Source organism: Acidovorax sp. MR-S7 (assembly GCF_000400995.2).
In the GTDB taxonomy this organism is placed as follows: Bacteria; Pseudomonadota; Gammaproteobacteria; order Burkholderiales; family Burkholderiaceae_C; genus MR-S7.
The window spans coordinates 12,631-25,510 of sequence record NZ_DF238891.1 but is presented as its reverse complement, the minus strand read 5'-3'; the positions used below and the strand labels follow the sequence as shown (position 1 = coordinate 25,510).

The window sequence follows — 12,880 nt, the reverse complement described above, 5'->3', positions numbered from 1 at the left end:
TGTGTACGCGCGCCGCTGCGGCGCGCACGAAGCCAGGAGGAAAGCATGATGGGCGTGATTCTAGGGTTTTCCCTAGATTTTTGCTGCATTGCAACATCATTCCCTCCATTCCAAGCCCAATTGGCCTCCAGCGCTTGATGGACAAGCGCTGGCAGCTATCATTTTCGACAACCCTCACACGGGTACGGCCGTCGTCGTCTTGACGCGGTCGAGCACGAAGCTGGTCTTGCAGTCCTGCACGCTCGGGTGCTTGAGCAGCGTATCCATGATGAAGCGGCTGTAGTGCGCCATGTCGGCCACCACCACGCGCAGCAGGTAGTCCATCTCGCCGGTGAGGGCGGCGCACTCCACCACCTCGGGCCAGGTCTGCACGCTGGCGCGGAACAGGTCCATGGGGTTGCGCTTGTGGCTCTCGGTGTGCTTTTCCAGGCGCACGTTCAGGTAGGCCGTCAGGCCCAGGCCCACGGCCTCGGGGCGCACCAGGGCCACGTAGCGGTCGATGACGCCGCATTCCTCCAGCCGCTTGGTCCGTCGCAGCACGGCGCTGGGCGACAGGCCGACCTGCTCGCCGATCACGTCGTAGGTCTCGCGGCCGTTGTCCTGCAGGCGGCGCAGGATGGCGCGGTCCAGCTTGTCAATGGCGGGGGTGCGTTCGCTCATGGCGGCGGATTCTAGGCAGGCGCCCGCCGCGCCGCACCCGAACCTTCCCTAACGCCACAGGGCTGCACGCTGCATTGACGATGCGCAATATTCCTGCATTTCCGTGGTGCAACCGGGATGTTTTCGCCCAAAACGTGAAGGGCCTGCGGCCTACAGTGGGCCGATCGACCACAACACCCCACGGAGACGCCCCATGACCGCCGCCCTGCCCACGCAAGCCACCCGCGATACCAGCGCCTGGGAGAACCCCATGGGCCTCATGGGCTTCGAGTTCGTCGAGTTCACCTCGCCCACGCCCGGCGTGCTGGAGCCGGTGTTCGAGAAGCTCGGCTTCACCCTGGTGGCCAAGCACCGTTCCAAGGACGTGCTGCTGTACCGCCAGAACCAGATCAACTTCATCCTGAACCGCGAGCCGCACAGCCTGGCGGCCTATTTCGGCGCGGAGCACGGCCCTTCGGCCTGCGGGCTGGCCTTTCGCGTGAAGGATGCGCACAAGGCCTACCAGCGCGCGCTGGAGCTGGGCGCGCAGCCCATCGAGATTCCCACCGGCCCGATGGAGCTGCGCCTGCCGGCCATCAAGGGCATCGGCGGCGCGCCGCTCTACCTGATCGACCGCTTCGAGGATGGCAAGTCCATCTACGACATCGACTTCGAATGGGTGGAGGGCGTGGACCAGCGCCCCGCGGGCCATGGTCTGAACGAGATCGACCACCTCACGCACAACGTCTACCGCGGGCGCATGGGCTTCTGGGCGAACTTCTACGAAAAGCTGTTCAACTTCCGCGAGATCCGCTACTTCGACATCCAGGGCGAGTACACGGGCCTGACCAGCAAGGCGATGACGGCGCCCGACGGCAAGATCCGCATCCCGCTCAACGAGGAGGCGCGCCAGGGCGGCGGACAGATCGAGGAATTCCTCATGCAGTTCAACGGCGAGGGCATCCAGCACATCGCGCTGATCTGCGACAGGCTGACCGACGTGGTGGACCGCCTGGGCCTGGCCGGCGTGCCGCTGGCCACCGCGCCCAACGACATCTACTACGAGATGCTGGAAACCCGGCTGCCCGGCCACGGCCAGCACGTGCCCGACCTGCAGGCGCGCGGCATCCTGCTGGACGGCACCACCGAGGGCGGCACGCCGCGCCTGCTGCTGCAGATCTTCTCCACGCCGATGCTCGGCCCGGTGTTCTTCGAGTTCATCGAGCGCCGGGGCGACTACCGCGACGGCTTCGGCGAGGGCAACTTCAAGGCCCTCTTCGAGTCGCTGGAACGCGACCAGATCCGCCGCGGCGCGCTGGAAACGAAGGCCTGACATGACCGCCCGTCCCGTTGTCTACGGCGCGAGCGACCGGCCTCCGCGCGGCGACTACGGCCGCGCGCAGGACGACTACACCTGCGCCCAGAACTTCGCGGCCTACACCGAGGCCGACCACGACACCTACCACCGGCTCTACCAGCGCCAGTCGACCCTGCTGCCGGGGCTGGCCAGCGAGGCCTTCATCGCCGCCCTGCCGCTGCTCGGGGCCAAGGAGCGCATTCCGCGCTTCGACGACGTCAACGAGCGCCTGTACCGCGCCACGCGCTGGCAGCTCGTGGCCGTGCCGGGGCTGATCCCGGAAGTGCCGTTCTTCACACTGCTGGCGAACCGCAAGTTCCCGGTGACGGACTGGATCCGCACGCCGGCGGAGTTCGACTACATCGTCGAGCCCGACGTGTTCCACGACCTCTTCGGCCACGTGCCGCTGCTGTTCAACCCGGTGTTCGCCGACTACGTGCAGCGCTACGGCGAGGGCGGCCTGAAGGCCGCGCGGCTGGGCGCGTGCGAGATGCTCTCGCGCCTGTACTGGTACACGATCGAGTTCGGCCTGATCCGCGAGGCCGGGGGGCTGCGCGCCTATGGCGCGGGCATCCTCAGCTCCAGCGGCGAGCTGCCCTACGCCGTGCACAGCCCCGCGCCGCGGCGCCTGCCCTTGGCGCTGGAGCGCGCCATGCGCACGCGCTACAAGATCGACAGCTACCAGCAGACTTACTTTCTCATCGACAGCTTCGAGCAGCTCTTCCAGCTGACGGACCAGGACTTCGCGCCGCTCTACGCGCAACTGCGCGGGCTGCCGGAGTTCGCGCCCGGGGATTGAAGCCAAATCGGCCTCCAGCGCCTAACAGCCAAGCGCAAGCAGCTATTCTCCCAATAGCAACTCCAGGCAGTCCCGCACCACCTCGGGCCGGAAGGCCATCTCCACATGGGCCGCGCCGGCGATGAAGCGGTTGTCCGCCCCCGCCAGCATGGCGGCGGAGGGGGGGTAGACCACGTTGTCGCAGTTCGAATACCAGCACACGCAGCGCGCGGCCACCTCCGCCGGCTCCTGCGCGCGCAGCGCCTGCACCCAGGGGCCGTGCAGCCGCATCTGCCGCCCGTTGACGCTGCGCGCGCCGCCGGCCGCCCAGGTGCCGTGGTGCGGCGTGCCCAGCGTAACCACGCGGTGCACGCGCGCGGCCGCATCCGGCACCGCGCGCAGCCAGGCGCGCGCGGCCAGCCCACCCATGCTGTGGCCCACCACCACGGGCGCGCGGCCCGTGGCCTCGGCCACGCGGCGCACGGCCGCGTCGATGGCGGGCGCATAGGCGTCGATGGAGCCGAACGCCGGCTCCAGCGTCACCGCCACGAAGGCGTGGCCGCGCGCGCGCAGCAGCGGCAGCCACGGTGTCCAGAACCCCCGGTTGCACAGGAAGCCGTGCACCAGCACCACGCCGCGCCGCCCCGTGGGCGGGGCGGGCAGCCAGTCGGCCACGGCCTGGTGGCGAAACGGCTGCCACCAGCCGAACACCAGGCCGGCCCAGCGCGATTCGGCCCACCACGCGCGCAGCAGCTGCGCGGGGCCGGGGCGCGGGGCGGGGTCGCCGCGGCTGGCCCAGGCCATGAGCAGGAACTGCGGCACCATGCCCAGCCGGAACATCAGCGGCACCGCCGCCACGCCCGCCAGCGCCAGCGCGGGCGAGCGGCTCCAGAACCAGGCCATCCAGCCGGCGATCAGCAGCAGATGGACCCCGACCAGCCAGCGTTGCCAGCGTGCGTTTGTCATGTTGGTGTCTTCACGTGTTGGTTTTCCCGGTACTGCCCGGCCCCCGGGCGCTCCCACAATCGCGGCGGACTTTCAGCGAAGGACTCCCGCATGGACAGAATCTGGCTCAAGAACTACCCCCCCGGCGTGCCGCACGACGTCGATGCCGACCAATACGCGTCGGTGGCGCAACTGCTGGAGGAGTCCTTCCGCCGCCATGCGGACAACCCGTTCTCGGTGTGCATGGACCGCTGGATGCGCTACCGCGACCTGGACCGCCTCTCCGCCCAGCTGGGCGCCTGGCTGCAGGGCACGGGCCTGGCGCCCGGCGCGCGCGTGGCCATCATGCTACCGAACGTGCCGCAGTTCGCCGTGACCATGGCCGCCGTGCTGCGCGCAGGGTACACCTGCGTGAACGTGAACCCGCTCTACACCGCGCGCGAACTGGAGCACCAGCTCAAGGACTCGGGCGCGTCGGCCATCGTGATCCTGGAGAACTTCGCCCACACGCTGGCCGAGGTGATCGACCACACCGCCGTGCAGCACGTGGTGATCGCCTCCATGGGCGACCTGCTGGGGCCCTGGTACGGCCGCTGGATCACCTTCGCCGTGCGCCACCTGGCCAAGATGGTGCCTGCCTACGAGCTGCCCCTGACCGCGGGGCGGCAGGTGCTGCCGTTCAAGCGCGCGCTGGCCCTGGGCGAGCGGCGCACGCTCAACCCCGCGCGCGTCGCGCCGGACACGCCGGCCTTCCTGCAGTACACGGGCGGCACCACGGGCCTGTCCAAGGGCGCGGTGCTCACGCAGCGCAACATCATCGCCGCCACGCTGCAGGCCGAGGCGTGGTTCACCCCGGCGCTTTCCAAGATGGGCGACCTGAGCCGCGCCAACAGCATCGCGGCGCTGCCGCTCTACCACATCTTCGCGCTCACGCTGTGCCTGCTGGCCATCCGCCAGGGCTCGCACCTGACGCTGATCCCCAACCCGCGCGACATCCCCAAGTTCGTCGAGGTGCTCAAGAAGCGCCCCTTCCACCTGCTGCCCGCGGTGAACACGCTGTTCAACGCGCTGCTGCAGAACGCGCAGTTCCGCCGGCTCGACTTCTCCCACCTGTGCGTGTCGCAGGCCGGCGGCATGGCCGCCTCGGAGGCCACGGCCCAGCAGTGGCAGCACGTGACGGGCAGCACCATGATCGAGGGCTGGGGCATGAGCGAGACCTGCGCCATCGGCACCAACAACCCGGTCAGCAACACCGCGTTCACCGGCGCCATCGGCCTGCCGCTGCCGGGCATCGACATCGCCATCAAGGACAACGAGGGCGCCAGCCTGCCCCTGGGCGCGCCGGGCGAGATCTGCATCAAGGGCCCGAACGTCATGCCCGGCTACTACAACCAGCCCGAGGAGAATGCCAAGGCCTTCACGCCCGACGGCTTCATGCGCACCGGCGACGTGGGCGTGATGGACGAGGGCGGCTACATCCGCATCATCGACCGCAAGAAGGACATGATCCTGGTGAGCGGCTTCAACGTGTTCCCCAACGAGCTGGAGCAGGTGCTGGCGCAGTGCCCCGGCGTGCTGGAGTGCGCGGCCGTGGGCGTGGCCGACGACAAGCAGGGCGAGGCCATCAAAGTCTTCGTGGTGCGCAGCGACCCCTCGCTCACCGAGGACGACGTGGTGCGCTACTGCAACGAGCACTTCACGGGCTACAAGCGGCCAAAATACATCGAATTCCGCGACGAACTGCCCAAGACCAACGTGGGCAAGATCCTGCGCCGCGAGCTGCGCGGCTGACCGCTTCCATTTTCATAGCTGATGACGCTTACCCCACCTGCGCTACCCCCCGAAATCACCGTATTCGAACGCGGCTGGCTCTCGGCCAACAACGTGCTCATCGTGGGCGGGGGGCATGCCGCGCTGGTGGACAGCGGCTACTGCACCCATGCCGCGCAGACGGTGGCGCTGGTGGAGGGCGCCCTGGGTGGGCAGGCGCTCGACCTGCTGGTCAACACCCACCTGCACAGCGACCACTGCGGCGGCAACGCCGCGCTGCAGGCGCGCTGGCCGGGCGTGCGCACGCTCATCCCGCCGGGCCAGGCCCGGCAGGTGCGCGACTGGGACCCCTACGCGCTGAGCTACACCCCCACCGGCCAGGAATGCCCGCGCTTTCGCATGGACGGCGTGCTGCAGCCCGGCGGCACCCTGCGCCTGGGCACGCGCGACTGGCAGGTGCACGCGGCGCCGGGGCACGACCCGCATTCCGTCGTGCTGTTCGAGCCGCAGGATGCCCTCCTGCTCTCGGCCGACGCGCTGTGGCAGAACGGCTTCGGCGTGGTCTTCCCCGAACTCGAAGGGGAGCACGCCTTCGCCGAGGTGGACGCCACGCTGGACCTCATCGCGTCGCTCGCGCCGCGCACCGTCATCCCGGGCCACGGCAGCGTGTTCGCCGACGTGCCGCAGGCGCTGGACACGGCGCGCCGCCGCCTGGACGGCTTCGTGCGCGCACCCGAGCGGCATGCGCTCTATGCGGCCAAGGTGCTGCTCAAGTACAAGCTGCTCGAATGGCAGCGCATCGGCATCGCCGACCTGCACGCCTGGGTGCGGGCCACGCCCTATTTCGGCATGCTGCATGCGCGCCACTTCGGCAGCGAGCCGCTGGAGGCGTGGCTGGAACGGCTGGAGCAGGACCTCGTGCGCTCGGGCGCCGCGCGCCGCGAGGAAGACTGGCTGCTCAACGCCTGAGCCTGCGCCGCGCGCCAGCGAGCGCGCGAATTGTTGCCGTTTCACTACATCTGCGTCGGATCAATGCATCTGAATATAGATATGTAAACAAGAATAGTTATCATTGACATCATCAAGTCGATGGATTACGCATTCCGCGAGCCCTGCAGCTTGACCTCAGCCAGCCGTCGAGGCTCCAGGCAGGCGGCCCGTGCCACCCCCCGTCCGAGCGGCAAGCCAACATCCGCACCCTCTCAGACGGGCCCCTCTCATGGCGCACAAAATCTCATACATCAAGAGCCGCAAGCATTCCCCGGCCGCCAGGCCGCATGCCGCCGGCATGGCGGCCGCGGCCGCCCTCATGGCACTGGGCGTTCCCGCCCAGGCACAGACCTCCACCGCTGCTCCCACCTTGAAGGAAGTCAAGGTGGAGTCCTCGCGCGACGCGGGCTACACGCCCACCGCGCCGGCATCGCCGAAATTCACCCAGCCGCTGGTGGACACCACGCAGACCATCTCCGTCATCAAGGAGCAGGTGCTGCAGGACCAGGGCGCCACCACCCTCACCGAGGCGCTGCGCAACGTGCCCGGCGCGGGCACGTTCTACGCGGGCGAGAACGGCAACACCAGCACGGGCGACGCGATCTACATGCGCGGCTTCGATACGTCGAACAGCATCTTCGTGGACGGCGTGCGCGACCTGGGCTCCATCTCGCGCGACGTGTTCAACACCGAGCAGGTCGAGGTGACCAAGGGCCCGGCCAGCACCGACTACGGCCGCAGCGCGCCCACGGGCACGATCAACATGGTGACCAAGCAGCCGTCGCTGGTGGACAGCTTCGGCACCTCCATCAGCGTGGGCAGCGGCAGCTACAAGCGCTCCACCGTGGACTGGAACAAGGGGCTCGACCACGAGAAGGGCACGGCCTTGCGCCTCAACGCCGTGCTGCAGGACGCGGGCGTGGCGGGCCGCCGCGAGATCGAGAACGACCGCTGGGGCATCGCGCCCTCGTTCGCCTTCGGCCTGAACACGGACACCCGCGTGTTCGTGAACCTGCTGCACGTCAAGCAGAGCAACGTGCCCGACGGCGGCGTGCTGACCATGGGCATGCCGGGCTACAGCACACCCGACCGCGCCAACGACCCGCTGCGCCGCAACTTCCTGAACAGCGCGGCGCGCGTGAACAGCCGCAACTTCTACGGCACGGCCTCCGACCACGACGACGTGACGGCCGACATGGCCACGCTGCGCCTGGAGCGCGACCTGTCGCCCACGACCACGCTGCGCAACGTCACGCGCTGGGGCCAGACCAAGCAGGACTACCTGCTGTCGGCGTTCATGGCCGCGGGCCGCTCCCAGAACGCCACGACCGGCGTCTGGTCGGACGGCTCGCTGCTCACGCCCAATCCCGCCGACCCGTCCACCTGGACCATGTCGCGCCTGATCAACGTGAAGGACCAGGTCAACCGCATCCTGACCAACCAGACCAACCTGAGCACCCGCTTCGCCACGGGCTCCGTGCGGCACGACCTGAGCACCGGCGTGGAGTTCACGCGCGAGGAGCAGAACAACTACGGCCTGGCCACCACCGGCACCGTGCCGGGCCGCGTGAGCGTGTACGACCCGGACTCCAGCGTCACCCTGCCCGCCTACCTGCGCAACGGCGCCGACAGCCAGGGCACGACCAACACCTTCGCGCTCTACGCCTTCGACACGCTCAAGTTCAACGAGCAATGGCAGGCCAACCTGGGCCTGCGCTGGGACCACTACAAGACCAAGTACTACCAGACGGCCGTCTGCGCGGCCACCTCGGCAACGCAGCCCTGCGGCACCAACCCCGCAGGCACGGTGGTGCCCACGACCTCCAACGGCCTGAAGACGTCGGACACCATCCTGAGCTGGAAGGCCGGCCTGCTCTACAAGCCCGCGCCCAACGGCAGCGTCTACGTGAACTACGCGCTGTCGCAGCAGCCGCCGGGCGGCAGCAACTTCACGCTGTCGGCCACCGCCAACAACGCCAACAGCCCCAACGTGGATCCGCAAAAGGCCAAGACGGCCGAGATCGGCACCAAGTGGGAACTGTTCGACAAGCGCCTGCTGCTGGCCGGCGCGGTGTTCCGCACGGAGGTCAACAACGAGATCGTCTCCACCTCCGACGGCTCCGTGGACCAGACCGGCAAGAAGCGCGTGCAGGGCTTCGAGCTGTCCGCCGCCGGCCAGATCACGGCCGACTGGGGCGTGAGCGCCGGCTACACGGTGCAGAAGACCAAGATCGCGCACGGCGCCAACCTGGCGGCGGACGGCTCCGACCAGCTCACCTACACACCCAAGGACGCCTTCTCGCTGTGGAGCACCTACCGCCTGCCCTTCGGCCTGACGGTGGGCGGCGGCGCGCGCTACTCGGGCGGCCTCAAGCGCGGCACCGACGGCGCCGTGGGCACGCCCAACTTCACCGAGTCGTTCTGGGTGTTCGACGCCATGGCCTCCTACCAGGTGAACAAGAACGTGGACATCCAGCTCAACGTCTACAACCTGTTCGACAAGGAATACGTGGCGGCCATCAACAAGAGCGGCTACCGCTACTTCCCCGGCATCCCGCGCTCGGCGCGCGTGACGGCGAACTTCCGCTTCTGACTTTCCAAGGGCGCCCGCGCGCGGGCGTTACGCTTGCGCCCCGGCCCAGGGCGCGTCATCCAATAATTCACCACGCGAGGGGCATCCGGGCGGTGCAGTGCTAGGCGCGGTGAGTGCCGCGTAGCTCGGCTACGCAAGCGAGCCGCAACGACGCAATGCGCCGCCCGGATGCCCCTCCCTGCGGGCTGGCTCCGCAATGGGGCGTCTGCTTTGTCGCACGGCTTGCCAATAGCTGCGGCTATTGGCCGCGCCGCGCTTCGCGCATCCATCCCCCTTGCGGGGCCAGCGCGTGGGGAATTATTGGATGACACGCCCTGCGCCGGGGCTTTTTCATTGAGGAGCTTCCACCATGATGCTGCACATCCCCCAGGTGCTCACGCGCGAGCAGGTGCGCCAGATGCGCGCCGCCATCGACGCCGCCGACTGGGTGGACGGCCGCGCCACCGCCGGCAGCCAAGGCGCGCAGGTCAAGCGCAACCGGCAGTTGCCCGACACCTCGCCGGTGTCGATCGCGCAGGGCCAGGTGATCCTGCAGGCCCTCGCGGCCAACCCGGTCTTCTTCGCCGCGGCGCTGCCCGCGCGCACGGCGCCGCCGCTCTTCAACCGCTACGCGGGCGGCGAGACCTACGGCCTGCACGTGGACGGCTCGGTGCGCCGCGTGCCGGGCGCGCCCGGGTGGCTGCGCACCGACGTGTCGAGCACGCTGTTCCTCTGCGACCCCGAGGACTACGACGGCGGCGAGCTGGTGGTGGTGGACGCCTACGGCACGCACGAGGTCAAGCTGCCCGCGGGCGACCTGATCGTCTACCCCGCCACCAGCCTGCACCGCGTGGAGCCCGTCACGCGCGGCGAGCGCGTGTGCTCGTTCTTCTGGTCGCAGAGCATGGTGCGCGACGACGCACGCCGCGCCATGCTGTTCGAGATGGACCAGGCCATCCAGCAGTTGCGCGCGCGCCTGGGCGAGACGCCCGAGACGGTCACGCTGACGGGGCATTACCACAACCTGCTGCGCCTGTGGGCCGAGGTGTAGGCGGCGCCTGGATCCAAGCCGAATCGACCTCTGGCGCTTATGCAGCAAGCGCCAGCAGCTCCTTATTCGATAGCATCAGGGCAAATCCTTGTTGGGCTCCGGGCGCCCCGCGTCGCGCGGGCCGACGAGGCCCAGCCGGCTCTTGAGCGACTGCGGCTGCCCCGTGAGGATGGCCGCGTAGTTCACCGTGTTGGCCAGCACCTTCTTCACGTAGTCGCGCGTCTCGGTGAAGGGCACGTTCTCCGCCCAGATGGCCGCGTCGATCACCGGCCCGTTGCGCCAGTTGCGCGGGCGGCCCGGCCCGGCGTTGTAGGCGGCGGCGGCCAGCGGCATGGAGCCGTCGAAGTCGTCCAGCGCCAGCTTGAGGTAGGCCGTGCCGATGGTGATGTTGGTGTCGCGGTCGTAGATCTGGTCCGGCGTGAAGCCCGCCAGGCCGATCTTGCGCGCCGTCCAGCGCGCCGTGGCCGGCATGACCTGCATGAGGCCCGAGGCGCCCACGCCCGAGCGCGCGTCCATGATGAAGCGGCTTTCCTGCCGGATCAGGCCGTAGACGTAGGCCGGGTCCAGCCCGATGCCCTGCGCACGCTCCACCACCGCGCCGCGGAACGGCATGGGAAAGCGCTGCGCCATGTCGATCACGCCCTTGGTGCGCTCGCTGGTGTTGATGCAGCGGTCCCACACCTCCTGCCGGCAGGCGAAGTCGGCCGCTGCCAGCAGATCGCGCTCGCCCATGCCGCCGGGGGTGTGCAGGTTGGTGGTGTAGTTCCACTCGCGCACGCCCTCGCTGCGCAAGCCCAGCAGGATGGCGTACAGCGCCCGGTTCAGGCCCGGGTTGGCGCGCGCGGCGGCCTTTTCCTCGTCGCTCAGCGGCGCGGGCGCGGGCGGAGGCACCACGCGCTCGCCCAGCTCTTCCAGCGCCAGCTGCTCGTAGAAGCCCGTGGTGCCGGCGATGCTCTCGAACAGGCGGCGGGCGTTGACGCGGTCCTCGTCACCGGGGCGGTTGGACATCAGCGCGCGCGCCCTCCAGTAGGTCCAGGCACTGTCCTGGCGCGCCGCGGGGCTCATGGCGTCGATGCTGCGGCCGGCCAGCTTCCACTGGCCGGCGCGCAGCGCGGCGCGCGTCTTCCAGGCCAGCATGTCATCGGTCAGGTCGGCGTCGCGGCTCGCATTGCCGAAGTAGCCCAGCGCATCGGGCGACAGCGCGATGGCCGACTGCTTGCCGATCAGGCCCCAGAGCCAGTTGCGCTCCTCGGGCGAGAGCTGCGGGCCCCACTTGCTGTCGAGCAGGCGCGCGGCGGCGGCCGTGTCGCTCATGGCCATGCGCACCAGGGCCAGCACCACCAGCTCCTGCCGCTCCTTGCCCCGGGCCGTGGCGCGGCCGGTGAGGTACTTGGTGGGCGCGTCGAGCGCCTCGCGCAGCTGCGGCAGCGCATCGGGCGCGACGATCTCCACCGCCTTGCGCGCGGCGCGCAGGCGGTTGGCCTCTGCGGCCTGGCGCGCCTTGCGCCACACGTCGATGGGCTTGATCTTCTTGGCGGCGAGCATCTCGGCGGCAGCGTTGGAGCAGCCGTCGTCCACGTCGCGCAGCGCGTACCAGTTGCGCAGCACCTCGGCGCCCGCATCCTCGGCGGCGGTGCCCTTGAGCTGGTCGATCACCAGCGCGTAGCAACGCACCTCGCGGTCGTCCGACATGCGAAAGTGCGGGTGCACCTCGGCGAACCGGTCCCACTCGCGGCGCTGGCCGAGCAGCAGCAGCCAGTCGTTGCGCAGCCGGTCCTCCTGGTAGGTGCCGGCCCAGCGGCGCAGGAAGGCCTCCACCTCGGCAGGCTGCGCCTCCTCCAGCCGCGCGCGCAGTTCCCAGTAGGCGGCCCAGGGCTCCAGCACATGGCCGCGCGCGGCGGGCAGCAGCCCGGCGAGCTTGGGCCGGTCGCTCTTGCGGAAGGCCTGGCGCATCTCCAGCAGGGCCTCGTCGCCGCGGTTTTGCGCCATGGCCAGCGGCGCTGCCAGGGCGATCGCCGCGGCAGCGACGAGCGGTGTCAAAATCTTCGGCAGCAATTGCATCCGGGAATTATGTAATGGACAAAGCAGCCCTGCGTCGCGCACTGGTAGAAGAGCGCCTGAACCTGCCCGACCGCCTGCAGCGGGCCGACGCGCTGCAGCGCGTGATGCGCCTGTGGCTGCTGAACCAGAGCGACACTGTGATCGGCGCCTACTGGCCCATCAAGGGCGAATTCGACCCCCTGCCCGCCCTGCACCGCTGGAAGGAAGACGGCGAGTTGCTCGACGAGCCCCAGCGCCGCCGTATCGGCCTGCCCGTGGTGAACAAGGCGCACAAGACCCTCACCTTCCACGCCTGGTACCCCGGCTGCCCCATGGAGGAAGACGCCTACGGCATCCCCAAGCCCAAGGACACCGAGCTGATCGTGCCAACGCTGCTTTTCGTGCCCTGCGTGGGCTACGGCCCTGGCGGCTACCGCCTGGGCTACGGCGGCGGCTTCTACGACCGCACGCTGGCCAGCCTGCAGCCGCGCCCGGCCACCGTGGGGCTGGGCTACACCGTGGGCTACCTGGACGACTTCGAGCCCGAGCCGCACGACCTGCCGCTCGACGCCATCCTCAACGACAACGGCGTCGTCTGGCCGGTATGAGGAACACTCCCCTGAGACGCTTCGCGTCTTCCCCCCTCTCTCACGCTCCGCGTGGGAGGGAGGACGCAGCCAGCGCGGCGGGGCGGCCCTTGCGCGGCTACCCGCGCCTGGGCCGCACCCGCCTTCAGTG

At 69.4% G+C, this 12,880-nt stretch carries 10 protein-coding genes; 7 read left to right on the top strand and 3 right to left on the bottom strand.

The window, feature by feature from the left end; translation table 11 throughout:
- Positions 1-174 precede the first annotated feature (174 nt).
- Positions 175-660 (bottom strand): Lrp/AsnC family transcriptional regulator, encoded by a 486-nt coding sequence (locus tag AVS7_RS00110; protein ID WP_020226463.1) that lies wholly within the window; start codon positions 658-660, stop codon positions 175-177.
- 193 nt (positions 661-853) lie between these two features.
- Between AVS7_RS00110 and hppD the strand changes: the two genes are divergently transcribed.
- Positions 854-1,972 carry a 4-hydroxyphenylpyruvate dioxygenase gene (hppD, locus tag AVS7_RS00105; protein WP_020226462.1) on the top strand — a complete coding sequence of 373 codons (1,119 nt, stop codon included), beginning with the start codon at positions 854-856 and terminating at the stop codon, positions 1,970-1,972.
- 1 nt (position 1,973) lies between these two features.
- Positions 1,974-2,795, top strand: coding sequence for a phenylalanine 4-monooxygenase (phhA, locus tag AVS7_RS00100; protein ID WP_020226461.1), 822 nt, complete (start codon positions 1,974-1,976; stop codon positions 2,793-2,795).
- Between the two features lie 42 nt (positions 2,796-2,837).
- Here the strand turns inward: phhA and AVS7_RS00095 are convergent, their stop codons facing one another.
- Positions 2,838-3,740: a triacylglycerol lipase gene (locus tag AVS7_RS00095; protein ID WP_020226460.1), complete on the bottom strand. Its 903-nt coding sequence runs from the start codon at positions 3,738-3,740 to the stop codon at positions 2,838-2,840.
- A 90-nt stretch (positions 3,741-3,830) separates the two neighbouring features.
- On the opposite strand from AVS7_RS00095, the gene AVS7_RS00090 reads away from it, so the two are divergent.
- The 4 genes from AVS7_RS00090 to AVS7_RS00075 all read left to right on the top strand — a co-directional run bounded on the left by AVS7_RS00090 (position 3,831) and on the right by AVS7_RS00075 (position 10,102).
- Positions 3,831-5,510, top strand: a complete 1,680-nt coding sequence (locus tag AVS7_RS00090) for an AMP-binding protein (RefSeq protein WP_020226459.1) — start codon at positions 3,831-3,833, stop codon at positions 5,508-5,510.
- A 21-nt stretch (positions 5,511-5,531) separates the two neighbouring features.
- Positions 5,532-6,458 carry an MBL fold metallo-hydrolase gene (locus AVS7_RS00085; RefSeq protein WP_020226458.1) on the top strand — a complete coding sequence of 309 codons (927 nt, stop codon included), beginning with the start codon at positions 5,532-5,534 and terminating at the stop codon, positions 6,456-6,458.
- Positions 6,459-6,708: 250 nt separating this feature from the next.
- Positions 6,709-9,072, top strand: a complete 2,364-nt coding sequence (locus tag AVS7_RS00080) for a catecholate siderophore receptor Fiu (protein ID WP_020226457.1) — start codon at positions 6,709-6,711, stop codon at positions 9,070-9,072.
- A 349-nt stretch (positions 9,073-9,421) separates the two neighbouring features.
- Entirely contained in the window at positions 9,422-10,102 is a 681-nt protein-coding gene (locus AVS7_RS00075) for a Fe2+-dependent dioxygenase (RefSeq protein ID WP_020226456.1), read from the top strand.
- A 75-nt stretch (positions 10,103-10,177) separates the two neighbouring features.
- Here the strand turns inward: AVS7_RS00075 and AVS7_RS00070 are convergent, their stop codons facing one another.
- Positions 10,178-12,163: a lytic transglycosylase domain-containing protein gene (locus AVS7_RS00070; protein ID WP_020226455.1), complete on the bottom strand. Its 1,986-nt coding sequence runs from the start codon at positions 12,161-12,163 to the stop codon at positions 10,178-10,180.
- A 14-nt stretch (positions 12,164-12,177) separates the two neighbouring features.
- On the opposite strand from AVS7_RS00070, the gene AVS7_RS00065 reads away from it, so the two are divergent.
- Positions 12,178-12,750 (top strand): 5-formyltetrahydrofolate cyclo-ligase, encoded by a 573-nt coding sequence (locus tag AVS7_RS00065; protein ID WP_020226454.1) that lies wholly within the window; start codon positions 12,178-12,180, stop codon positions 12,748-12,750.
- The last annotated feature ends 130 nt before the right edge of the window (positions 12,751-12,880 follow it).

Coding starts and splice junctions, on each gene's coding strand:
- AVS7_RS00110 (WP_020226463.1), bottom strand. CDS start 660: ATGAGCGAACGCACCCCCGCCATTGACAAGCTGGACCGCGCCATCCTG.
- hppD (WP_020226462.1), top strand. CDS start 854: ATGACCGCCGCCCTGCCCACGCAAGCCACCCGCGATACCAGCGCCTGG.
- phhA (WP_020226461.1), top strand. CDS start 1,974: ATGACCGCCCGTCCCGTTGTCTACGGCGCGAGCGACCGGCCTCCGCGC.
- AVS7_RS00095 (WP_020226460.1), bottom strand. CDS start 3,740: ATGACAAACGCACGCTGGCAACGCTGGCTGGTCGGGGTCCATCTGCTG.
- AVS7_RS00090 (WP_020226459.1), top strand. CDS start 3,831: ATGGACAGAATCTGGCTCAAGAACTACCCCCCCGGCGTGCCGCACGAC.
- AVS7_RS00085 (WP_020226458.1), top strand. CDS start 5,532: ATGACGCTTACCCCACCTGCGCTACCCCCCGAAATCACCGTATTCGAA.
- AVS7_RS00080 (WP_020226457.1), top strand. CDS start 6,709: ATGGCGCACAAAATCTCATACATCAAGAGCCGCAAGCATTCCCCGGCC.
- AVS7_RS00075 (WP_020226456.1), top strand. CDS start 9,422: ATGATGCTGCACATCCCCCAGGTGCTCACGCGCGAGCAGGTGCGCCAG.
- AVS7_RS00070 (WP_020226455.1), bottom strand. CDS start 12,163: ATGCAATTGCTGCCGAAGATTTTGACACCGCTCGTCGCTGCCGCGGCG.
- AVS7_RS00065 (WP_020226454.1), top strand. CDS start 12,178: ATGGACAAAGCAGCCCTGCGTCGCGCACTGGTAGAAGAGCGCCTGAAC.